Source organism: Roseinatronobacter bogoriensis DSM 18756 (assembly GCF_004366635.1).
Classification (GTDB): Bacteria; Pseudomonadota; Alphaproteobacteria; order Rhodobacterales; family Rhodobacteraceae; genus Roseinatronobacter; species Roseinatronobacter bogoriensis.
The window spans coordinates 448,674-470,253 of record NZ_SORN01000001.1; the positions used below are offsets into that span (position 1 = coordinate 448,674).

General features: G+C 59.4%; 22 protein-coding genes. 13 read left to right on the forward strand and 9 right to left on the reverse strand.

Annotation, left to right across the window (positions count from 1 at the left end; all coding sequences use genetic code 11):
- Positions 1-10 precede the first annotated feature (10 nt).
- The 3 genes from trxA to EV660_RS02020 form a co-directional block, all read right to left on the reverse strand.
- Positions 11-919 (reverse strand): thioredoxin, encoded by a 909-nt coding sequence (gene trxA / locus EV660_RS02010; RefSeq protein WP_071481616.1) that lies wholly within the window; start codon positions 917-919, stop codon positions 11-13.
- A 64-nt stretch (positions 920-983) separates the two neighbouring features.
- On the reverse strand, positions 984-1,772 hold the full coding sequence (locus EV660_RS02015; protein ID WP_071481615.1) for an exodeoxyribonuclease III: 789 nt from the start codon (positions 1,770-1,772) through the stop codon (positions 984-986).
- 226 nt (positions 1,773-1,998) lie between these two features.
- Positions 1,999-2,685, reverse strand: coding sequence for a response regulator transcription factor (locus EV660_RS02020; protein ID WP_071481614.1), 687 nt, complete (start codon positions 2,683-2,685; stop codon positions 1,999-2,001).
- Between the two features lie 169 nt (positions 2,686-2,854).
- Between EV660_RS02020 and ribA the strand changes: the two genes are divergently transcribed.
- Positions 2,855-3,943: a GTP cyclohydrolase II gene (gene ribA, locus EV660_RS02025; protein WP_071481613.1), complete on the forward strand. Its 1,089-nt coding sequence runs from the start codon at positions 2,855-2,857 to the stop codon at positions 3,941-3,943.
- Positions 3,940-4,449: a L,D-transpeptidase family protein gene (locus tag EV660_RS02030; protein WP_071481612.1), complete on the forward strand. Its 510-nt coding sequence runs from the start codon at positions 3,940-3,942 to the stop codon at positions 4,447-4,449. The genes ribA and EV660_RS02030 overlap by 4 nt, the downstream gene beginning before the upstream one ends.
- Positions 4,450-4,549: 100 nt before the next feature.
- Here EV660_RS02030 and EV660_RS02035 read toward each other — a convergent pair whose 3' ends face one another.
- The 5 genes from EV660_RS02035 to EV660_RS02045 form a co-directional block, all read right to left on the reverse strand.
- Positions 4,550-5,197, reverse strand: coding sequence for a YggS family pyridoxal phosphate-dependent enzyme (locus EV660_RS02035; protein WP_071481611.1), 648 nt, complete (start codon positions 5,195-5,197; stop codon positions 4,550-4,552).
- Between the two features lie 6 nt (positions 5,198-5,203).
- A complete protein-coding gene (locus EV660_RS02040) occupies positions 5,204-5,482 on the reverse strand; it encodes a porin (protein ID WP_100319198.1) in 279 nt (92 codons plus the stop codon).
- A gap of 69 nt (positions 5,483-5,551) precedes the next feature.
- Entirely contained in the window at positions 5,552-5,695 is a 144-nt protein-coding gene (locus EV660_RS18535; RefSeq protein WP_157798954.1) for a hypothetical protein, read from the reverse strand.
- A gap of 147 nt (positions 5,696-5,842) precedes the next feature.
- Positions 5,843-5,995, reverse strand: coding sequence for a hypothetical protein (locus EV660_RS18540; protein WP_157798953.1), 153 nt, complete (start codon positions 5,993-5,995; stop codon positions 5,843-5,845).
- An 84-nt stretch (positions 5,996-6,079) separates the two neighbouring features.
- Positions 6,080-7,105, reverse strand: a complete 1,026-nt coding sequence (locus tag EV660_RS02045; protein ID WP_071481609.1) for a porin — start codon at positions 7,103-7,105, stop codon at positions 6,080-6,082.
- A gap of 292 nt (positions 7,106-7,397) precedes the next feature.
- On the opposite strand from EV660_RS02045, the gene EV660_RS02050 reads away from it, so the two are divergent.
- From EV660_RS02050 to EV660_RS02070, 5 genes are all read left to right on the forward strand, one after another.
- Entirely contained in the window at positions 7,398-7,907 is a 510-nt protein-coding gene (locus EV660_RS02050) for a DUF3576 domain-containing protein (protein WP_071481608.1), read from the forward strand.
- A gap of 82 nt (positions 7,908-7,989) precedes the next feature.
- Positions 7,990-10,569, forward strand: coding sequence for a leucine--tRNA ligase (leuS, locus tag EV660_RS02055; RefSeq protein ID WP_071481607.1), 2,580 nt, complete (start codon positions 7,990-7,992; stop codon positions 10,567-10,569).
- Positions 10,556-11,044, forward strand: a complete 489-nt coding sequence (lptE, locus tag EV660_RS02060) for an LPS assembly lipoprotein LptE (RefSeq protein WP_071481606.1) — start codon at positions 10,556-10,558, stop codon at positions 11,042-11,044. The genes leuS and lptE overlap by 14 nt, the downstream gene beginning before the upstream one ends.
- Positions 11,041-12,063, forward strand: coding sequence for a DNA polymerase III subunit delta (holA, locus tag EV660_RS02065; protein WP_071481605.1), 1,023 nt, complete (start codon positions 11,041-11,043; stop codon positions 12,061-12,063). The genes lptE and holA overlap by 4 nt, the downstream gene beginning before the upstream one ends.
- 24 nt (positions 12,064-12,087) lie before the next feature.
- Complete coding sequence (locus EV660_RS02070) at positions 12,088-12,681, forward strand: glutathione S-transferase family protein (protein ID WP_071481604.1); 594 nt, start codon at positions 12,088-12,090, stop codon at positions 12,679-12,681.
- Positions 12,682-12,791: 110 nt separating this feature from the next.
- Here the strand turns inward: EV660_RS02070 and EV660_RS02075 are convergent, their stop codons facing one another.
- On the reverse strand, positions 12,792-13,625 hold the full coding sequence (locus EV660_RS02075; RefSeq protein WP_071482304.1) for a prephenate dehydratase: 834 nt from the start codon (positions 13,623-13,625) through the stop codon (positions 12,792-12,794).
- A 122-nt stretch (positions 13,626-13,747) separates the two neighbouring features.
- Here EV660_RS02075 and EV660_RS02080 point away from each other — a divergent pair, with 122 nt between their 5' ends.
- From EV660_RS02080 to EV660_RS02105, 6 genes are all read left to right on the forward strand, one after another.
- The gene (locus EV660_RS02080; protein ID WP_071481603.1) at positions 13,748-14,254 is read left to right on the forward strand and encodes a c-type cytochrome; all 507 of its coding nucleotides are present in this window, start codon (positions 13,748-13,750) and stop codon (positions 14,252-14,254) included.
- A gap of 186 nt (positions 14,255-14,440) precedes the next feature.
- Positions 14,441-16,378, forward strand: a complete 1,938-nt coding sequence (locus EV660_RS02085) for an extracellular solute-binding protein (RefSeq protein ID WP_071481602.1) — start codon at positions 14,441-14,443, stop codon at positions 16,376-16,378.
- A gap of 2 nt (positions 16,379-16,380) precedes the next feature.
- Positions 16,381-17,469, forward strand: coding sequence for a microcin C ABC transporter permease YejB (locus tag EV660_RS02090; RefSeq protein ID WP_071481601.1), 1,089 nt, complete (start codon positions 16,381-16,383; stop codon positions 17,467-17,469).
- 105 nt (positions 17,470-17,574) lie between these two features.
- Positions 17,575-18,681 (forward strand): ABC transporter permease, encoded by a 1,107-nt coding sequence (locus tag EV660_RS02095; protein WP_071482303.1) that lies wholly within the window; start codon positions 17,575-17,577, stop codon positions 18,679-18,681.
- The gene (locus EV660_RS02100) at positions 18,678-20,282 is read left to right on the forward strand and encodes an ABC transporter ATP-binding protein (RefSeq protein WP_071481600.1); all 1,605 of its coding nucleotides are present in this window, start codon (positions 18,678-18,680) and stop codon (positions 20,280-20,282) included. Before EV660_RS02095 ends, EV660_RS02100 begins: the two co-directional genes overlap by 4 nt.
- Before the next feature lie 16 nt (positions 20,283-20,298).
- Positions 20,299-21,513, forward strand: coding sequence for a glycosyltransferase (locus EV660_RS02105; RefSeq protein ID WP_071481599.1), 1,215 nt, complete (start codon positions 20,299-20,301; stop codon positions 21,511-21,513).
- Positions 21,514-21,580 lie beyond the last annotated feature (67 nt).

Sequence of the window (21,580 nt, forward strand, 5' to 3'; positions counted from 1 at the left end):
GTTGTGGTGATCAGGCAAATATCATCGAGCTTAAACGGCGACGACTTTTTGCAACCAACGGATCGGTGGGCTTCAATGCCTCGAATATGGTGAAAAGCTGCGTCTTGGCGGCTGCATCATTCCACTCTCTGTCGCGGCGGAATAATTCCAGCAAATGCTCGATCGCATCTTCAACCTGACCAGTGGCATAAAGAGCCTGCGCCAGTTCGAAACGGGCCTGATGGTTATCCGGCTCTGCCTCGACTGTGGCGCGCAACTCTTCCACCGGTCCAGCTTGTTCGGCCTGCCGCGCCAGCGCCAGTTTTGCACGCGCTGCATCGACTTCGGGGCTATTGGCAAGTTCCGGGTGGCCATTCGCCAAAAGTGCTTCGGCCTGATCCAGACTGCCTGCCGCGATCTGTGCACGCACAAGCCCGCCAAAGGCGCGCGCATTGGTTTCCTCTTGCGCCAGAACGGCAGCAAAGACCTGCGCGGCATCGGTGACGGCGCCTTGCTCCAGCATCTCGTCCGCTTCATCAAGTGCCGCGCCCAAACCGCCATCGTCGCCTGACATCGCAGCTAGCTTGCTGACAAATTCCTTCAATGCGGATGGCGGCTGCGCGCCCTGGAATGCATCGACCGGCTGGCCCTGAAAGAACGCATAGACCGTCGGGATTGACTGAACACGCAGTTGCGCTGCGATACTCTGGTTTTCATCCACATTGATCTTGACCATGCGCACCTTGCCCTTGGCGGCGCGCACTTCTGCCTCAAGCGCGGGGCCAAGCGTTTTGCAAGGGCCGCACCACGGCGCCCAGAAATCGACAATCACCGGCACGGTCTGACTGGCCTCGATGACTTTCGCCATGAAGTCGCGCTCAGAGATGTCGGATATCAGATTTTCATCTTCGCTTGCAGGGCCCGTCCCAAATTCCAGCATGTCTACCCTCATCGGTTGTTCATTTGCAGCCTATATGGGCTGTGAACGCCCAAAGGGAAAGGGGTCAGACCTCAAAGCTGGCAAAGACGGGTGCGTGATCTGAAGGTTGTGGCCATCCGCGCGCCTGTCGCATAATGCGAGAGCCGTGTCCGGCAGCCGAAATGTCGCTGCTGGCCCAGATATGGTCAAGCCTGCGGCCCTTGTCTGCCGCGTCCCAGTCGCGTGCCCGGTAGGACCACCACGAATACAATTGCCCTTCGGGAATGTCCTGGCGTGTGATATCCACCCAGTTTCCCGCCTCCTGCATATCGCCCAGATGCGCAACTTCGATCGGGGTGTGCGAGACGATTTTCAACAGTTGCTTATGCGACCAGACATCATCTTCACGCGGCGCGATATTCAGGTCACCCACAAGAATTGACTTTGCTGGACGGCTGTCACGAAAATGATCGCGCATTTCTGTCAGCGTATCCAGTTTATGGCCGAATTTCTCGTTCACGTTGCGGTCGGGCACATCGCCGCCAGCAGGGATGTAGCAGTTATGGATGGTGACGCCGTTTTCCAGCCTGCCTGCGACATGGCGGGCATCGCCACGCCCGCACCAGTCGATATGCCCGGCATCTTCCAGCGGCAGGCGCGACAGGATCGCCACGCCGTTATACCCTTTTTGCCCGCGTGCCACCCAATGCCCATAGCCTGCCTGCGCAAACAGGTCGAAAGGCATTTTCTCGACCGGGCTTTTGCATTCCTGCAAGCACAGGATATCCGGTGCTTCCTCGCGCAAGAGTTTCAGCACAAGTTCCGCCCGCAAGCGCACCGAGTTGATATTCCATGTCGCAAGAGTAAACCGCATTGAGAAGCTCCGTTTGATCCGCCTCTCTAGATGCACGGACATCGCCCGCGCGACAACCCGAAAGCCGACAGAAAAAAAACCGGGCCAAAGGCCCGGTGCAGTCCAACAGGGAGGAGTTTGTGCCTAACCCCGGCACAATGGGGAGGAGGGAAGTCTAGAAGAGAGTTAACCTTGATACCTTAACATCCCCTTTCAGTCTGGCCGGGAAAAGGCAGATTCCGGGCAATTAAGAGGCAAGCCGATAGCCACCTGATTCCGTGACCAGCAAACTTACATTGGAGGGGTCAGGCTCAATCTTTTGACGCAGACGGTAGATATGTGTTTCCAGTGTGTGGGTGGTCACGCCTGCATTATATCCCCAGACCTCGTGCAACAGCACATCGCGGGGCACGACACCATCGGGCGCGCGATACAGGAATTTCAGGATATTGGTTTCTTTCTCTGTCAAACGGATCTTGCGCTCATTCTCGTCAATCAACATTTTCTGAGCGGGTTTGAACAGATAGGGGCCAAGCTGGAAAACAGCGTTTTCCGATTGTTCATGCTGGCGAAGCTGGGCGCGCAGCCGTGCCAGCAGCACCGGCAGTTTGAAGGGTTTGGTAATATAGTCATTCGCGCCTGAATCCAGCCCAAGGATCGTGTCCGCGTCGGAGTCGTGACCTGTCAGCATGATCACGGGCGATTTGAAGCCCGCCTTGCGCATCCGCTTGCACAATTCGCGCCCGTCAGTATCTGGCAAGCCCACGTCCAGAATAGCCATGTCAAATTGCCCTGCGCGCACCTGATCCATGGCCTCTGCACCATTTGCGGCCTCGAACACATCAAATTCATCGGTCATAACCAACTGTTCTGACAATGCTTCGCGCAGATCATCATCATCATCTACCAGCAGGATTTTATTCAGCTTTGCCATTGTGTCACCTTCGTTTGTAGTATTGTGAACAGATGCGGAGCCGCGCAGCAGGAAACAAGATTTGCTACAGAACTCTCACGCGCTCGTGTCAGAATGCGGCTGATTGTTTCATTTCTTTCAAACTCGGGCTACATCTGCATTCAACCTTGTTTCCGAAACGGTGCTGAATATGGCATTTGCCCTGACCCTTGTTGAAAAGATCAATCGCGCGCGCGCTGATATGCGGCTGGGCGTGCCGGTCTTGCTGTCTGGCCCCGACGGTGCGGCGCTGGTACTCGCCGCAGAGGTTGCAACACCGCAGCGACTGGCGGATCTGCGTGGCTTGGGCGGGGAACTTGTGCTGGCCCTGACCCGCCATCGCGCTGAGACGCTGAAGGCCCGCGCCTATGATGGCGACCTTGCGCGGGTCATTGTCCCGCAGGAAATGGATTGCGCATGGCTGCGTGCGCTGGCTGACCCGGCCGATGATTTGCGCCACCCGATGAAGGGGCCGCTGATGACCAAGCGCGATGGGCAGGCCGATCTGCACCGTGCGGCGCTGGCGCTGGTGAAATCAGCGCAGCTTTTGCCGGCTGTGCTGGTCTTGCCTCTGCCCGACATGCAGGCCGTGCAGGATCTGGGCCTGACCATGTTGGACGCTGAACTGTTGCGCGCGGAATTGCAGCGCGAAACCGTGCTTGCGCCGGTTATCTCTGCGCGGTTGCCGATGGTGGCGGCACAGGCCGGGCGCGTACATATCTTTCGCCCGCGCGATGGCGGGGTTGAACATTACGCCATCGAGATTGGCCAGCCAGACCGCACAAAGCCCGTTTTGGCGCGGCTGCATTCGGCCTGTTTCACAGGCGATGTTCTGGGGTCGCTGAAATGCGATTGCGGGCCGCAATTACAGGCTGCGCTTGCCCAGATGGGGCGCGAAGGGGCAGGGGTGCTGCTGTATCTGAATCAGGAAGGGCGCGGCATAGGCCTTGCCAACAAGATGCGCGCCTATTCCTTGCAGGATCAGGGCTTTGACACGGTCGAGGCCAATCACCGACTTGGATTTGAGGATGATGAGCGCGATTTCCGCATCGGTGCAGGCCTGTTGCGGACAATGGGGTTCAGGCAGGTGCGGCTGCTGACAAACAACCCCCGCAAGGTTGAAATGCTGGACGCGCATGGCCTGAACGTGGTGGAACGTGTGGCCCTGCGCGTGGGCGAGACGGATGAGAACCGCGCCTATCTGGCGACCAAGGCCGCGAAATCGGGGCATTTGCTGTGACACCCTCAGATATGGTTCTGACGCGGCAAGGGCTGCGGTTTCAGGGGCGGCTTTACCCTTGCACCATCGGGCGCGGCGGCGTGACGCGCGACAAGCGCGAAGGGGACGGGGCAACGCCTGTGGGCGTGCACCGGCTGGTTGGGATGCTGTACCGCCCTGACCGCATCGCGCGGCCTGCCGATTGGGCGCTGCCCATTGGTCCGCGCGATTTGTGGTCGGATGATCCGCGCCATGAGGATTACAACCTGATGGTCCGCGCCCCATACCCCCATAGCCACGAGCGGCTGTGCCGGGCGGACCCGATCTATGATCTGATCATTCTGACTGGCTGGAACTGGCCGCGCGCCGAACGCGGGCGGGGGTCTGCGATCTTCATCCACCAATGGCGCAGGCCGGGCGCGCCGACTGCGGGCTGTATCGCGCTGTCGCGGCAGGATTTGCGCGCCATCGCCCCGCTGATCCGCTACAGCACGCGGTTGATCGTGCCAGAGGGGCTTGCGCGGTAGCTTTGCCTTTGGCCTGATTATGCCGATGCGCGGCGGGCTGTCGCCCTTGACTCCGCGCTTGTCGCACACACTCCTCCGCCCGCCAATGCAAGACAGCGTGTCAGCGCCGCGCCCCGAATATGGCAGAGCCGACGCGGACATGGGTGGCACCATGCGCAATCGCCACTTCGAAATCATCGCTCATGCCCATCGACAGGGCGTCCAGTCCGTTGCGCGCGCCAATCTCGGCCAGTTGGGCGAAATGCGTGGCAGGGTCTTCGTCAACCGGGGGGATGCACATCACCCCGATTACGGGCAGGTCCAGCGCGCGGGCAACTGTGATAAAACGGTCGGCATCTTCGGGCAATATACCGGCCTTTTGCGGTTCTGCCCCGGTATTGACCTGCACAAATAGCTGCGGGCATTGCCCCAGTTCCTGCGCCAGCCGCGCGAAGGTCTGGGCCAATTTGGGCCGGTCGAGGGAATGGATGGTCTGAAACAACTCCATCGCCTGACGGGCCTTGTTGCTTTGCAACGGGCCAAGCAGATGCAGATCAACCGCGCCAAACCTCTCGCGCCATGCGGGCCATTTTCCGGCGGCTTCCTGCACCCGGTTTTCCCCGAACAGACGGTGGCCTGCCTCCAGCACTGGCAAGACGCGGTCCTCGGGCTGTTCCTTGGACACGGCGATCAGTTGCACACTGCCTGCGGGGCGCTGTGCCGCAGCTTCAGCCGCCGCGATGCGGGCGCGAATATCAGACAGGGACATGGGGGCCTATTCTCCGATAAAGACAGTGGGCGATCTGGGGCGCTGCCTGTCAGGGTCAAGCCGGAAGGTGGCGCCATACCGCAACCCGCCATCGGTTTTGCCGGTAAATTCGAATTGCAGGCGGGCGCGGGCGGTCATGCGCAGCCCGTTTTCGCGTTGCTGTGCCCAGTCGGGGCCACGGTCATAGACAAAGCCCATGCGCGCATCGCCAGAGAGTTTTGGTCCAAGCCCTTCGGCATGGGCGGGCAGGGCAAGCAGCATAAGGGCGAATATGGCGCAGCGCATCAAGACCTCTGTTCCGATTCGTGTGGCCGTTCCAGCGTGACGGGCAAGCTGCAAGAGTGCAAGCCTTGCCTATCTGCTCAGGCTGCGCACATCCTGACCGGCCCCGACAAAGACACCGCCAACACCATCCAGCGCCGCCGAGGTGGTTTCACAGCCGGCGATCAGAAAGACGCCAAGGATCATGCCAAGCAATGGGGTTTTCAAGGGTTTCATCTGCCTGCCTGTTATATTTGGGATATTCCCAAATCTACCCGCATTTCATGGGGTCTGTGAAGCCCCGAGTGCGTCACATGACAATGAGCGGGCAAAGGCCCGCTTGTGCGCCATCTGGCCTGCGAGGGTTGGGCGCGTGGCCCGCGCTTAGCGCCGGATCGCACCGCCAAGGCTGCGGAAATCTTCGCCGACACCTTCAAACACCCGGCCTGTGCCCTCTGCCAGCCCCGATGCCGTGCCGCAACCTGCCAACGCGAACGCAAAAAGCGCCGCTGTCATCCATGTTGTTTTTGCTATCATCCTGCTGCTCGTCTTTTTTTGCTTTTACTTAAACAAAAGAGCAGGCCGAAGCCTGCTCTTTCAATATCAGGTATCTGATCAAGATCAGAAGCTGAATGCTACACCGAAGTCAGCAGTTGTGTTCGAGCTGGAACCTTTGGGGTTCTCGTTGCGAACACCACCGACGATGCGTGCACCGCCACCCAGGTCGTAGCTTGCGCCAACACCGATGTTTGTGGTGCGGAAGAAGTCACGGTGAGCGAATGCCGAAACACCAACTGCGTCGAAGCTTGCGCTCATCGAGATGCCGTACTGGTCACGGCTCGTGTCGGAGTTGTCCTTCAACGCATCGCCCAGATCGCCACCGGCGCGGCCATAGATGGCCTTGACGTTGATGCCTTCGAATGTTGCATCAACACCAACGACCAAGTGATTTGCGTTAAGGGAATCGGAGTCAACGCCATCATCATACTTCAGGCGAGACACTTCGTAGCCAGCGGATACGCCGAAATCACCGAAATCATAACGAGCGCCGATAGCTGCGTTCATACCTGTCAGCTTATCGCCTGCGATGGCAAAATCACGTGCTACGTTGAACTGGCCAACCGATGCGTAAACGCTCAGAGCGTCGATGCTGTATTCATACATCGCTGCAGTGTTGTAGCTGAACGGAGCGTCGAATGCAGCCAGTGCAGCTTCATCAAAGATATCAACGCCTGCTGCCGCTGCTTGAGCTGTTTCGTACAGACGATCCAAGAAAGGGTACTCGTTTGCGAAGCCCAGACCTGTCAGGCCAACGCCGTGAAGGTCGCCAACAGCCGAACGTGCAGCCGAACCAACATCACCGAAGGACAGCTTGCCGAAAGCGCCCGAAATGAACACTGTGCCAGCGTTCATGTTGGTGTTGCCGTTTGCGCCACCGATCTGGTCGCCGCGGAACGATGCGCCGAATGCCAGGCCTGTGTCTGTTTCACCGGTCATGGTGAAGATGACGCGAGCGCGGCTTGTCAGCTGTACGTCGTCACCGTTGTATTCCAGACCCATGCGAGCGTCGCCCGATACTGCCACGTCTGCTGCTGCTACGCCTGCGCTCAGTGTCAGAGCTGTGGTAGCAAGAAGAAGCTTTTTCATCTTTTTTCCCTCGTTATCTTAAGGATTTCCTCGCCTCACCAGTTGCGGCGAGGTCTGAGCCTGTTTCATCTTTTCGCAGGGTTTTTTCAAGACAAAGCGGATGGGCCTGTTCGCAAGGGCCGAAACGTGGTGCAGATTTGTCACGCAACCCCCGCGCTACCGCCCTGACGGACCCCTTGCGCGGGGTATTCCGGCCCGCATGCCCGCCAGTTGCGCGCAGGTCATGCTACACTCTTGTTCCAAAGGCGTGAACAAGTTAGACGTAATCTCGCGTCTATGAGGGATGGTTGCAATGACATACAAAAGTGCTGCGCGCGTCACCACGGTTCTGGGCCTGACATTCGTGCTGAGCGGGTGCGGCGGCGGGTTTGGAAATTTCTTTCAGGGCGGCGAGCGGTCGCGCACGGCTGCCGCCGAGATTCACGCGCAGGAGCGTATCGCCGACAGCACCGCGCGCCAGTCTACAGTCTGGGACCTGTTTTCAAACAACCAGCCCCCCAGCCAGACGGTCGAGGTGAACCGCTATTTGTGGAATGCCGCGCTGGAAGTGCTGGATTTCTTGCCAGTGCAGTCGGTTGACCCCTTCTCTGGTGTGATTGTTACAGGCTTTGGCACACCGCCCGGCGGCGGGCGCGCCTATCGCGCGGCGATTCTGGTCAATGACCCGGCGCTGGATGCGCGGTCGTTGAATGTGGCGCTGATGACCGCCAGCGGCCCCGCCAGCCGCGAGACGATTCGTTCGGTCGAGGATGCCATCCTGACCCGTGCCCGTCAGTTGCGGGTGCGCGATCGCGGTCTGTGATCTGGACCTTGTAACAGGACAGCGCTAAAGATGCCGGGCCGGTCGCGCCCGGCTTTTTCATTGCACAGCCACAGGAAACAAGATGTCCAGCCAGAATGACGCGCGCTACAGCCCGCAAGCGATAGAAACAAAGTGGCAAAAAGCGTGGGATGACGCGCAGGCCTTTGCGGCGCAGCGCGACCCCGCGCGCGAGAAATATTATGTGCTGGAAATGTTTCCCTACCCCTCGGGGCGGATTCACATGGGGCATGTGCGCAATTACACGATGGGTGATGTGGTCGCGCGCTATAAATCCGCAGTCGGGTTTTCGGTGCTGCACCCGATGGGCTGGGACGCGTTCGGCATGCCCGCCGAGAATGCCGCGATGGAACAGGGCGGCCACCCGCGCGACTGGACCTATGGCAATATCGCCGTGATGCGCGAGCAGATGAAGCCGCTTGGCCTGTCGATTGACTGGTCGCGCGAATTTGCGACCTGCGACCCCGAATATTACGGCCAGCAACAGGCCATGTTCATCGACATGCTGGAAGCGGGGCTGGTTTACCGCAAGAATGCGGTGGTGAACTGGGACCCTGTTGATATGACCGTGCTGGCCAATGAGCAGGTGATCGACGGCAAGGGCTGGCGCTCCGGCGCCGAGGTCGAGCGGCGCGAGTTGACGCAATGGTTCTTTCGGATTTCCGACTATTCCGAGGAATTGCTGACCGCGCTGGACGGGTTGAAGGACTGGCCCGAGAAAGTGCGCCTGATGCAGCGCAACTGGATTGGCCAGTCGCGCGGGCTGCAATTTGCGTTCTCGACCGTCGATGCGCCCGAAGGGTTTGACCGGATCGAGGTTTATACCACGCGCCCCGACACGTTGCTTGGGGCCAGTTTCGTGGGTATCTCGCCCGACCATCCGCTGGCGCGGCATCTGGAACGCCATGATGGTGCTGTCGCGGAATTTGTGGCCGAGTGCCGCAAGATCGGCACCACCGAAGAGGCGCTGGAAAAGGCCGAGAAGCGCGGCTTCGACACGGGTATTCGTGTGCGCCACCCGTTTGATAATGACTGGGAATTGCCGGTCTATATCGCCAATTTCATCCTGATGGATTACGGCACCGGCGCGATTTTCGGCTGCCCCGCCCATGACCAGCGCGACCTTGATTTCGCGCGCAAATATGGCCTGGCGCACCCGGATGTGTTTTTCGCGCTGGACAATGACACCCCGGTAACCGACACGGCCTTTGTCCCGCCGAAGTCTGAGCCTGTGCGCTACATACGCGGCTTTGCCGGTGAAGAGGTGCAGACCGGCGCAGAGGCCGTCGAGGCGGCAATCGCATTTTGCGAATCGCGCGGTGTGGGGCATGGGGTGACGAATTACCGCCTGCGCGACTGGGGATTGTCGCGCCAGCGCTACTGGGGTTGCCCGATTCCGGTTGTGCATTGCGACACATGTGGCGTGGTGCCCGAGCGCAAGGAAAACCTGCCTGTCGCGCTGCCCTATGACGAAGATGGCAAGCCCATTGATTTCAGCGTCCCCGGCAACCCGCTGGACCGCCACCCAAGCTGGCGCGATTGTGCCTGCCCCAAATGCGGCGCAGCCGCCCGGCGCGAGACCGACACGATGGACACGTTTGTTGACTCATCGTGGTATTACGCGCGCTTCACCTCGCCCCATGCTGACACACCCACCAATGCCGAAGATGCCGCCTATTGGATGAATGTGGACCAGTATATCGGCGGGATCGAACACGCGATTTTGCACCTGCTCTATTCGCGTTTCTTCGCCCGCGCGATGGTCAAGACGGGGCACCTGCCCGAAACCGCGTCAGAGCCGTTCAACGCGCTGTTCACGCAAGGGATGGTCACGCACGAGATTTACCAGACACGCGATGACAAGGGGCGTGCTGTTTATCACCTGCCGGAAGATGTCGAGGATGGCAGGCTAAAGGCCACGGGCGAAGAGGTGCGTATCATCCCCTCGGCCAAGATGTCGAAGTCCAAGAAGAATGTGGTCGATCCGGTCAATATCATTCAGGCGTTTGGGGCCGATACAGCGCGCTGGTTCGTCCTGTCCGACAGTCCGCCTGAACGCGATGTCGAATGGACCAGTGCAGGGGCCGAGGCCGCGTATAAACACCTGAACCGTGTCTGGATGCTGTGCGACCGAATCGCCGCGATACCCGATGGCGCGCCGACCGAGGCCGACACCGATTTGATTCGCGCCATGCACCGCGCCATTGCCGATGTCACCAAGGCGATCGAGAATTTCGCCTTCAACAAGGCAATTGCCGAACTCTATGCATTCACCAACACGCTGTCGAAAGCGCAGGCCAGTGGTGCGGCGCAGAAAACCGCCATGCGCACGCTCGCGCAGCTTATGGCGCCCATGGTCCCGCATCTGGCCGAGGATATCTGGGCGCATCAGGGCGGCGCAGGGTTGGTGGCGCAAGCTGCATGGCCCAAGGCTGACCCCGCGATGCTGGTGCAGGACACGATCATTCTGCCGATCCAGATCAATGGCAAACGGCGCAGCGAAATCGAGGTTCCGGCCGATCTGCCCAAGGAAGAGGTTGAAAAACGCGCGCTGGCAGATGATGCTGTGATCAAGGCTTTGGCGGGTGGCGTGCCCAAGAAGCTGATCGTCGTGCCGGGGCGCATCGTCAATGTCGTTGTCTGACCGCAGAAACCTGCTGCTAAGCATCGCGGCCCTGCCATTGGCGGCGGCCTGTGGCTTTAGCCCGGCCTATGCGCCGGGGGGCGCTGGGCAGGCGCTGCGTGGTCAGGTGCGTGTCGCGGATCCTGTCCAATCGCGGGACTTCGATTTCGTCGTCGCATTGGAAGACCGGTTGGGTCGGCCAGCCGCGCCGCGGTTTGACCTGACCTACAGCCTATCGACGTCCGAGCGCGGGGCTGCGCGCATTCCCGGCTTGGGCGACAGCCGGATTACCCTGCTTGGCACAGTGACCTATGAGTTGACCGAAACTACAACTGGCAGGGTGGTGACCGAAGGCAGCCTGCGCAACTTCACAAATTATTCGACCACCGATACCCAGCTTGCAACCTTGCGGGCAAAAGAGGATGCCGAAGCGCGTCTGATGCGTATTCTGGCTGATCAGGTGGTCGCACGACTGATCGCGGCGCTGTCTGAATGAAGCTGAACGCGCGCGATCTGGCACGGCTGATTTCCAAACCCGACCCCCAGCTTGCCGGTGTGCTGATCTTTGGACAAGACGCCATGCGCGTTGCGCTGAAGCGGCAGGAACTGGTCGCGGCGATGGTTGGCCCGCAAGGTGAAGCCGAAATGCGGCTAGAGCGGATGTCTGGGGCGGAACTGCGCAAAGGTGGCGCAGGGTTGCGCGATACGGTCAAGGCGCAGGGCTTCTTTCCCGGTCCGCGCGTGGTGCTGGTCGAGGATGCGACCGATCTGGGCCATGATGCGCTCGTAGCGGCGTTGCAAGACTGGCGCGGGGGGGATGCGCAGCTTGTCGTGACGGCGGGTGCGCTGAAAGCAAGCTCGAAATTGCGCAAGCTGTTTGAAGCCGCGAAACATGCGGCTGCGGTCGCGCTCTATGATGATCCACCCACGCGTGAGGAAATAGAGGCGGCGCTGAACAAGGCCGGGTTGAAGCAAATCGACTCTGCGGCGATGCAAGACCTTGTCGCGTTGTCGCGGGCGCTGGATCCGGGCGATTTCCGCCAGACGCTGGAGAAGATCGCGCTTTACAAACATGGTGATCACACCCCGCTCCAATCACAAGACATCGCCGCTGTTGCACCTTCCAGTACAGAGGCCGTGGTGGACGACCTGTTGCACGCAGTGGCCGAAGGGCAATCGGCGCAGATAGGACCATTGCTGGTGCGCCTTCAGGCCCAGGGGGTGCAGGCGGTGACGCTTGCGATCATGTCGATGCGCCATTTCCGCGCCCTTCACGCCATGAGTTGCGACCCCGGCGGGCCGTCCGCCGGTATCCAGCGTATGCGGCCCCCTATTTTCGGGCCACGCCGCGACCGGCTGCTGGGGCAGGCGCAGAAATGGGGGCTGGCACGTTTGGAGCGGGCGCTCGGTGAATTGATCGAGGCCGATCTGATCTTGCGCTCAAGTTCAAACGCCCCCAGCATGGCAGTCATGGAACGGGCGCTGATCCGGCTGGCCATGCTGGTGCGGCGCTAGAACAGGCAAAATACCGGAGGGATCATGTATACCGTAATCGGTCGCGCGAATTCCCGTGCAACGCGGGTACTCTGGATGCTGGAGGAACTGGCGCAGGATTACGAACATGTTCCGGCGGCCCCGCAATCTGAAGGTGTGGTCAGTTTTAACCCAGCCGGCAAGGTTCCCGTTCTGATCGAAGACGGAACACCGATCACAGATTCGACCGCAATTATCCAGTATCTGGCCGACAAGCATGGCGCGCTGACATTTCCCGCCGGAACACTGGACCGCGCGCGCCAGGACAGCCTGACACAATTCCTTCTGGACGAATTCGACGCAGCCTTGTGGATGGCGGCGCGTCACAGCTTCTTGTTGCCAGAGCAGCTGCGCCAATCCGCGATTAAGGAATCCTTGATCTGGGAATTTACCAACAGTCAGAAGACTTTGGTGAATCGCATGGGGGAGGGGCCTTATCTGATGGGGCGAGATATGACTGTGCCCGACATCATCCTGACGCATTGCGGCATCTGGGCGCGGGTGGCCAAATTCCCGATCCATGAGCCGCGTCTGTCCGACTACCTGACCCGTATGACGGCGCGGGCGCCGCTGGCTAAGGTGCTGGCGATGATGGGCTAGCGCTGGGCATTTTCTTGCTGCAAATACTCGCGGGGTTTCTCAAGGGGGGCGCGCCCCCCTTGAGGTAGGAGGTTTGGAGGGCGACAGCCCTCCAAGTCTGGTCAACCGAGTTATCTGCGCGCAGGGTCGGCGGGATATGTGCCAAGAATATTCAGGTAAGAGGTGAAATACCGCAACTCTTCCAGGGCGCGTGCGACATTGTCATCCTCGGGGTGGCCCTCGATCTCGGCAAAGAACTGTGTCGCGGTGAAAGAACCGTCGACCATATAGCTTTCCAGCTTGACCATGTTCACGCCATTGGTCGCAAATCCGCCCATTGCCTTGTACAGTGCGGCCGGTATGTTGCGCACCCGAAACAGAAAGCTGGTCATCATGCCATGCACGCCGCGGCGCGATTTGTCCGGTTCGCGTCCCATCACAAGAAACCGGGTGGTGTTGGTCCCTTCATCTTCGATGTGGCGGGCCAGAACATTCAGCCCGTAAATTTCGCCCGCCAGTTCAGACGCCAGCGCCGCCAGCGAAGGCTCGCCGCGTTGCGCCACTTCGCGCGCAGAGCCTGCCGTATCCGCCCCCGTCACGCGGTGAATGCCATGTTGCTTCAGAAACGCCCTGCACTGGCCCAGCAGCATGGTGTGGCTCATGGCGTGGGTGATATCGGCCAGTTCGACACCCGGCAGGGCCAGCAGGTTGATATGCACCCGCACAAAGGCTTCATCCAGAATATGCAGTCCGCTGCCCGGAAGCAGATGGTGAATATCTGCAACCCGCCCGAAAGTCGAATTCTCGATCGGCAGCATCGCAAGATCCGCCTGTTCAGAACGGACCTGTTCGAAGACATCCTCGAATGTGCGGCAGGGGACCGCTTCCATTTCAGGGTGCTTCAGGCGGCAGGCCTGATGTGAATACGCGCCCGGTTCGCCCTGAAATGCAATCTTTCCTGTCATTTTTTCGCTCACAAAGTCATGTTTTCGCCGGTTTGGGCATTTCGTGGCGGAAACTACCGCTTGAAACCTGCAAGGGGAAGCGGATAGATACATCCAAATTCGCTGATTTACGGGAATGCGATATGTTTGACACGATGGTAATCACCAAGGCGGTCGCTGCGTTTTGTGGCGCGCTGTTGATCTTTCTGCTCGGCAACTGGGCTGCATCAGGCTTGTATGTGCCGCGCAATGCCGGTGAGCAACAGGCGTTCATAATCGACACAGGCGCGGATGATGTCGCTGCAGAGCCTGTGGCGGAGCTGACCTTTGAGGAGGCATTCGAGGTTGCCGATGCCGCTGCCGGGTCGCGCCTGTGGTCGCAGTGTCGGGCCTGTCACGCTCTGGAGGAAGGGCGCAATGGCGTGGGCCCCTATCTGCATGGCATTGTGAACCGCGAGATCGCATCTGTCGACGGTTTCAATTACTCGGGTGCATTGTCCCAGGCTGGTGAGGTCTGGACCCCGGAGGTTCTGGCCGAATTCCTGCTCAACCCCAGCGCTCTCACTCCTGGCACCTCGATGAACTATCGTGGGCTGCCAAGCGCGCAGGACCGCGCCAACCTGATTGCCTATATCGAAAGCGAAAGCTGAGCTTCGACGCACCGCTTTTTTACAGGCCGCCCGCAGAACGGGCGGCCTGTTTTCTTTTCATCAAGCGCAATCAAATTACCTTGTCCAAAACGCGAAACACTTGCGGATGTATCGACAGCACCGCACAAAGACGAAATAAAGAGAGATAAGCCTGTGCAAGGCAGGCCATAACAGGAGGAGTTGCCAATGCACCGCGAGTCCATAGCAAAACCCGTGACCTTCCCTGTCGGGCGCCAGCGAATGCCGTTCGTTGCCGCAGGGTTGCTGATTGCAGCATTGCTTGTCAGCCCCGGTTTTGCCGCCGAGGAAGAGGGTGTGATTCGGGCGCATGGCTATTCCTTTTATGGCGATCTGACCTATCCGGAGGGGTTCGAGCATTTTTCCTATGTGAATCCCGATGCACCCAAGGGCGGCAGCATCTCGATTTCGGCGCAGGGTACTTTCGACTCGATGAATCCCTTCACCCGGCGCGGGCGCGCTGGGCTGCTGTCTTCTGCGATCTATGAAAGCCTGCTGGAAAGTTCCGAGCCGATGGGCGGCGGGCTGGTTCCGGCGGATGTTTATGGCGAAGCCTATGGGCTGTTGGCGCATACGGTCGAATATCCCGAATCCAAGGAATGGGTTATCTTTCATATGCGCCCCGAAGCACGGTTTTCCGATGGCACGCCCCTGACCGCGCATGATGTGGTGTTTTCGCACAATCTGTTTCTGGAGCAGGGCCTGCCATCCTATGCGCAAGCGGTCAGCGCAAGGGTGACAAGTGCCGAGGCGCTGGATGATCACACGGTGAAGTTCACCTTTGCAGATGGGATCTCGCGCCGTTCACTGATTGATCAAGTTGGGGCCACGCCTGTTTTCTCGCAAGCATGGTATGAAGAAACCGGCGCGCGGCTGGACGAATCGCGGATGGAAATCTCGCCAGGGTCCGGCCCCTATATGCTCGACAGTTTCGAGGTGAACCGTCGCATCACTTACCGCCGCAATCCTGACTACTGGGCCAATGACCTACCGCAAAACCGTGGTCGGCACAATTTCGATGAAATCCGAATCGAGTATTTTGCTGATGGTGCCGCCGCGTTCGAGGCCTTCAAGACCGGGGAATACACTTTCCGCGCCGAGAACAACTCGCGCCAGTGGGCGACTGGCTATGACTTTCCGGCGCTGAACCGTGGCCATGTGCTGCGCGATGAATTGCCAACTGGCTTTCCGCCCACACCCACGGGCTTTGTGTTCAATCTGGAACGCGATTTCTTGCAGGACAAGCGCGTGCGCGAAGCGATATCGCTGGCCTTCAATTTTGAATGGACAAATGACACGCTGCAATATGGCCTGTTCCAGCAGCGCGCCTCGTTTTCGCAAGGCACGCGCTTTCAGGCAGATGGCCCGCCCGAGGGGCTGGAGTTGGAGTTGTTGCAATCGCTGGGCGACCTTGTCCCGGACGAAGTCCTGAACGAGCCTGCGCGCATGCCCCACGCCTCTGATCCCGCACGCCTGACAGACCGGCGCAATATCCGCGCTGCCAGTGCCCTGCTGGCCGAAGCCGGGTGGGAGGTCGATAATGCAGGTGTGCTGCGCAATGCGGCCGGGGACCGGATGACGATTGAAATTCCTGTGTCATCAGCCGGGTCTGCCACAATGGATTCGATCATCGAGACATTCACCCAGAACCTGCAAGGTCTGGGCATTGACGCGCGGTTCCAGCGCATTGATCCCGCGCAGCACACTGACCGGCGGCGTAATCGCGATTACGACATGATTTTCGACCAATATACCGCCTTCATGGACACAGGCACCGGCCTGCACCAGCGCTTCGGGTCCGAGGCGGCAGATGATGTCTTCAACCCGGCAGGGTTGCGAAGTGAACTTGTCGATGCGGTGATCGACCTGTCACTGGATGCACCAGACCCTGAAACGCGCGATGCCGCCCTCATGGCGTTGGACCGTGTTTTGCGCTATGAACATTTCATGATCCCCGGTTGGTTCAATGACACTGTCTGGGTCGCGCATTGGGATATTTTCCAGCGGCCAGATGAAACGCCGCCCTTCTCCACCGGAGAAATGGATTTCTGGTGGTTCAATGCAGACCGCGCCGCAGAACTGCGCGCTGCTGGCGCGTTGAGGTAAGCATGGGCGCGTATATTGCCCGACGCCTTGCGCTGATCATCCCCACATTGCTGGGGGTGATGGTCATCAATTTCTTTCTGGTGCAATTCGTGCCAGGCGGCCCCATCGAGCAGGTGATTGCCCAGATGGAAGGGCAAGGCAATGTCTTTGGCGCATTTGATGGTGGCGCGGCGGATGTGAATGTCGGCGCGGTCGAGAATGAGCGCTATCAGGGCGCGCGTGGCCTGCCGCCGGAATTCATCGCGCAGTTGGAACGCGAATTCGGTTTCGACAAGCCGCCGCTGGAACGGTTCCTGCATATGATGTGGAATTATATGCGCTTTGATTTCGGTGAAAGCTATTTTCGCTCCATCTCGGTGGTGGATCTGGTGATCGAAAAGCTGCCTGTCTCGATCACGCTTGGACTATGGTCCACGCTGATTGCCTATGCCGTCTCTATCCCGCTGGGTATTCGCAAGGCGGTGCGTGACGGGTCGCGTTTTGACACCTTCACCTCTGGCATCATCATCGTGGCCTATGCGATTCCGGGCTTCCTGTTTGCAATCCTGTTGCTGGTATTGTTCGCGGGCGGGTCTTACTGGCAGATTTTCCCGGCGCGCGGTCTGACCTCTCCACAAGAGGTGTGGGACCAGCTTAGCCCGATCGGCAAGGTGCTGGACTATCTGTGGCATATCACGCTGCCGGTGATCGCCTCGACCATTTCGGCCTTTGCGACGCTGACCTTGCTGACCAAGAACAGCTTTCTGGACGAGATCCGCAAACAATACGTGATGACCGCGCGTGCCAAGGGGCTGGCGGAGAAAAAGGTTCTGTACGGCCATGTCTTCCGCAATGCCATGCTGATCGTCATTGCCGGGTTTCCGGCGGTGTTTGTCGGTGTGTTTTTCGGCGGGTCGCTGATTATCGAGACGATCTTCTCACTCGACGGTCTGGGCCGGTTGGCATTCGAGGCGACAGTGGCGCGCGATTATCCGGTCATGTTCGGCACATTGTTTGTCTTCGGTCTGATCGGTCTTGTGGTCGGGCTGATTTCGGACCTGATGTATGTCTGGATTGACCCCCGCATCGACTTTGAATCGCGGGAGACCTGAGGCATGGATCAACGCGTTGATACTTTCGTCTCCCCCCCGCGCCCCGAGCAGGTGCCCGAAGGCGTGGAAGCACACACCATGCCACCGCCCCGGCGGCGTTTCGGAATAACGGTTTCGGCACTGAACCGGCGGCGTTGGCGGAACTTCAAGGCCAATCGGCGCGCCTTCTGGTCGCTGATCATTTTGGGCGTATTGTATGGGCTGTCGCTTTTTGCCGAATATATCGCCAATGACCGGCCAATTGTGGTCAATTTCCGGGGGGAGCTATATTTCCCGATCCATAATTTCTACGCCGAAACCACCTTTGGCGGGGATTTCCGGACCGAGGCCGTGTATCGCGACCCCGAAGTGCGCTGTCTGATCCAGACAGGCGGGGCCGAACTGTGTCTGGATGACCCGAGAGAGGCGATGCTTCAGGCCGAAACCGGCATTGTTGATGGCCAGGAAATCGAGGCGGGCTGGATGGTCTGGCCACTCATCCCCTATAGCTACAACACGATCAACGACATTGGCCGTGCAGCCCCCTCACCGCCCGATGACCGGCATCTTCTGGGCACCGATGACACAGCGCGCGATGTGCTGGCGCGGATCATCTATGGCTTCCGCCTGTCGATCACCTTCGCGCTGATCGTGACGGCCATGACCTCGATCATCGGGATTGCGGCGGGTGCGGTGCAGGGGTTTTTCGGCGGCGTGCTGGACCTGTTGTTTCAGCGCGTGATCGAGTTGTGGAACTCTGTTCCGTCGCTTTATGTCATCATTATCCTGTCATCCATGTTCGTGATGAATTTCTGGCTGCTGGTGTTTCTGATGACACTGTTCGGCTGGACGGGTCTTGTCGGCGTGGTGCGTGCCGAATTCCTGCGCGCGCGCAATTTCGAATATGTGCGCGCAGCACGCGCGCTGGGCGTGTCAAATGCCAAGATCATGTTCCGCCATGTGCTGCCAAACGCAATGGTGGCGACGCTGACATTCCTGCCTTTCATCATCACAGGCGTCATCGGCTCGCTTGCCGCATTGGATTTTCTGGGCTTTGGCCTGCCATCCTCTGCGCCTTCGCTGGGCGAAATGACGCTTCAGGCCAAGAACAACCTGCAAGCGCCGTGGCTGGGCTTTTCGGCCTTCTTTACCTTTGCGATCATGCTGTCGCTGCTGGTGTTCATCTTCGAGGGGGTCCGCGATGCCTTTGACCCCAGAAAGACCTTCTCATGAGCCGCGTTCTGGATGTCAAAGACCTGTCTGTGACCTTCCTTCAGGAAGGTCGCGAAGTGCGCGCCGTGCGTGGCGTGTCCTTTCATGTCGACAGGGGCGAGACGGTGGCGCTGGTGGGGGAATCCGGGTCTGGCAAGTCGGTCAGCGCGCTGTCAACTGTGGGGCTGTTGCCGGATTCCGCGCAAATCGGCGGCTCTGTCCAGTTCAAGGGGCAGGAATTGATCGGCGCGCGCGACCAGACCCTGCGCGAAGTGCGCGGCAATGACATCAGCTTTATCTTTCAAGAGCCGATGACCTCGCTTAACCCGCTGCACACGATTGAAACGCAGATCACCGAAAGCCTTGCGCTGCATCAGGGGCTTGGCGGTGCCAGCGCGCGCAAGCGGGTTCTGGAACTGCTGGAGAAAGTGGGCATTCGTGATGCCGAAAGCCGGATGGGGGCCTATCCACACCAGCTTTCAGGTGGGCAGCGACAGCGCGTCATGATCGCGATGGCGCTGGCAAATGGGCCAGAATTGCTGGTTGCAGATGAACCGACCACGGCACTGGATGTGACCATTCAGGCGCAGATTCTGGAATTGCTGGTTGACCTCAAGCGCGCTGAGGGGATGAGCCTTTTGTTCATCACGCATGATCTGAATATCGTGCGCCGTTTCGCCGACCGCGTCTGTGTCATGCAGGGCGGCGAGATTGTGGAGCAAGGGCCAACGGCCCAGATTTTCGACAACCCCCAGCACCCCTACACGCAAAAACTGCTGGCCGCCGAATCCACCGGGCAGCCTGACCCGGTGCCAGAGGGCGCACAAGAAATTCTGCGCACCGAAGGGTTGCGCATCTGGTTTCCCATTCAACGCGGTTTCCTGCGCCGCACTGTTGGCCATGTGAAAGCGGTAAACGAAGCCAACTTGACCTTGCGCGCGGGCGAAACCCTTGGGATCGTGGGCGAATCCGGCTCCGGCAAGACCACGCTGGCACTGGCGATCTTGCGGCTGATCTCCAGCGAAGGACCGATCATTTTCGAGGGCGCGGATATTCAGGGCCGCAAATCCACTGATCTGCGCAGTTTGCGCCGGCATTTGCAGATTGTCTTTCAAGACCCGTTTGGCAGCCTGTCGCCGCGCATGACGGTTGAACAGATCATCGCCGAAGGGCTGGGTGTTCATGGTGTGCCTGCTGGCAAATCCCAGCGCGACTTGGTCGCCGAAATCATGGCAGAGGTTGGGTTGGACCCTTTGACGATGGAACGCTACCCGCACGAGTTTTCTGGCGGGCAACGTCAGCGTATCGCCATTGCGCGCGCGATGATCCTGCGCCCCAAGTTAGTGGTGCTGGACGAGCCGACCTCGGCGCTGGACATGACTGTTCAAGTGCAGATTGTCGAATTGCTGCGCACGCTCCAGCGCCGTCACGGTCTGGCCTATCTGTTCATCAGCCATGACCTGCGTGTGGTGCGGGCCTTGTCGCATAAGGTGATTGTCATGAAACAGGGCGATGTGGTCGAGGCGGGCGAGAGTGCGCAGGTCTTCCAGTCCCCCAAAAGCGCATATACGCGGCAACTTCTGGCCGCAGCCTTTGATATTACGGCGATTGGGGCCGCTTGACGCCTGAGGGGGCCTTTTGAATATTCTCTTTATTCATCAGAACTTTCCCGGCCAGTTCAGACATCTTGCCCCTGCATTGCAGGCACGGGGCCACAAAGTGGCGGCACTGACGGCCGACAGGAACCAGCAGAAAACCCCGATTCCCACATATCGCTATACGATGCCGTTTTCGGAACCTGACCCAAGGCAGGCGCGACTTGGGGCAACCTTTACCACCATGACCGACCGTGCCCACCGGGTTGCCCTTGCGGCAGCGCATATGCGCGACAAGCTTGGCTTTGTGCCCGATGTGATTTTCGGTCATTGCGGCTGGGGGGAGACTTTGTTCCTGCGCGAAGTCTGGCCCACTGCGCGCAATCTGGTCTATGCGGAATTCTTCTATGCGACCGAAGGGCTGGATGTGGGCTTTGACCCGGAATTCAGCAAACTGACCTTGCCCTTGCGCATGTCGGTCACAGTGCGCAAGGCCCATCTTGCGCTTGCGATGGTGCAGGCCGATGCGGCGCTGTCCCCGACCGAATGGCAGGCCGACAGCTTTCCACCCGAATTCAGAACCAAGATCACAATCACGCATGATGGGGTAGATACCGATCTGTTAAGCCCTGACCCGCAGGCGCAATACCGGCTGCCCAATGGCAGGGTCTTGCGTGTGGGCGACGAGGTGCTGACCTATGTCGCGCGCAATATCGAACCCTACCGTGGATCGCATATTTTTCTGCGCGCCCTGCCAGATGTGCTGGATGCCCGGCCAGAGGCGCAGGTGGTGATCATCGGCGGCGATGGGGCCAGTTATTCGGCCGCACCTAAAAATGGAAGCTATCGGGATCAGTTCCTGGGTGAGGTGCGCGACCGGTTGGACTTGTCGCGCGTGCATTTTCTGGGCCGCGTTCCCTATCGTGATTTCGTCACGCTGTTGCAGATTGGCAGGGCGCATGCCTATCTGACTGTGCCCTTTGTCCTGTCCTGGTCCATGATTGAAGCGATGAGCCTTGGTGCACTGGTGGTCGGGTCGCGCACAGGCCCGGTGGAAGAGCTTATAACGGATGGCGTCAATGGCTGTCTGGTCGATTTCTTCGATGTGGAAGGGTGGTCGGATACATTGATTACGGCACTAGCCGCGCCCGCACGCTTCTTACCGCTGCGCGAGAATGCACGGCGCACGATCATCGAGAATTATGACCTCAAGCGCATTTGCCTGCCCCGCCTGATCCGGTTTGTCGAACAGCCGTAGCGGGTGGTGATCAGGTTTTTCTATTGGTGACAAGGCCCCCGATGGCAGGTTTGCGGAACTTTGCAGA

What these genes read in the sequence shown, in the direction of transcription:
- trxA (WP_071481616.1), bottom strand. Translation starts at nt 919, where the DNA reads ATGCTGGAATTTGGGACGGGCCCTGCAAGCGAAGATGAAAATCTGATA.
- EV660_RS02015 (WP_071481615.1), bottom strand. Translation starts at nt 1,772, where the DNA reads ATGCGGTTTACTCTTGCGACATGGAATATCAACTCGGTGCGCTTGCGG.
- EV660_RS02020 (WP_071481614.1), bottom strand. Translation starts at nt 2,685, where the DNA reads ATGGCAAAGCTGAATAAAATCCTGCTGGTAGATGATGATGATGATCTG.
- ribA (WP_071481613.1), top strand. Translation starts at nt 2,855, where the DNA reads ATGGCATTTGCCCTGACCCTTGTTGAAAAGATCAATCGCGCGCGCGCT.
- EV660_RS02035 (WP_071481611.1), bottom strand. Translation starts at nt 5,197, where the DNA reads ATGTCCCTGTCTGATATTCGCGCCCGCATCGCGGCGGCTGAAGCTGCG.
- EV660_RS02040 (WP_100319198.1), bottom strand. Translation starts at nt 5,482, where the DNA reads ATGCGCTGCGCCATATTCGCCCTTATGCTGCTTGCCCTGCCCGCCCAT.
- EV660_RS18535 (WP_157798954.1), bottom strand. Translation starts at nt 5,695, where the DNA reads ATGAAACCCTTGAAAACCCCATTGCTTGGCATGATCCTTGGCGTCTTT.
- EV660_RS18540 (WP_157798953.1), bottom strand. Translation starts at nt 5,995, where the DNA reads ATGATAGCAAAAACAACATGGATGACAGCGGCGCTTTTTGCGTTCGCG.
- EV660_RS02045 (WP_071481609.1), bottom strand. Translation starts at nt 7,105, where the DNA reads ATGAAAAAGCTTCTTCTTGCTACCACAGCTCTGACACTGAGCGCAGGC.
- EV660_RS02050 (WP_071481608.1), top strand. Translation starts at nt 7,398, where the DNA reads ATGACATACAAAAGTGCTGCGCGCGTCACCACGGTTCTGGGCCTGACA.
- leuS (WP_071481607.1), top strand. Translation starts at nt 7,990, where the DNA reads ATGTCCAGCCAGAATGACGCGCGCTACAGCCCGCAAGCGATAGAAACA.
- lptE (WP_071481606.1), top strand. Translation starts at nt 10,556, where the DNA reads ATGTCGTTGTCTGACCGCAGAAACCTGCTGCTAAGCATCGCGGCCCTG.
- holA (WP_071481605.1), top strand. Translation starts at nt 11,041, where the DNA reads ATGAAGCTGAACGCGCGCGATCTGGCACGGCTGATTTCCAAACCCGAC.
- EV660_RS02070 (WP_071481604.1), top strand. Translation starts at nt 12,088, where the DNA reads ATGTATACCGTAATCGGTCGCGCGAATTCCCGTGCAACGCGGGTACTC.
- EV660_RS02075 (WP_071482304.1), bottom strand. Translation starts at nt 13,625, where the DNA reads ATGACAGGAAAGATTGCATTTCAGGGCGAACCGGGCGCGTATTCACAT.
- EV660_RS02080 (WP_071481603.1), top strand. Translation starts at nt 13,748, where the DNA reads ATGTTTGACACGATGGTAATCACCAAGGCGGTCGCTGCGTTTTGTGGC.
- EV660_RS02085 (WP_071481602.1), top strand. Translation starts at nt 14,441, where the DNA reads ATGCACCGCGAGTCCATAGCAAAACCCGTGACCTTCCCTGTCGGGCGC.
- EV660_RS02090 (WP_071481601.1), top strand. Translation starts at nt 16,381, where the DNA reads ATGGGCGCGTATATTGCCCGACGCCTTGCGCTGATCATCCCCACATTG.
- EV660_RS02100 (WP_071481600.1), top strand. Translation starts at nt 18,678, where the DNA reads ATGAGCCGCGTTCTGGATGTCAAAGACCTGTCTGTGACCTTCCTTCAG.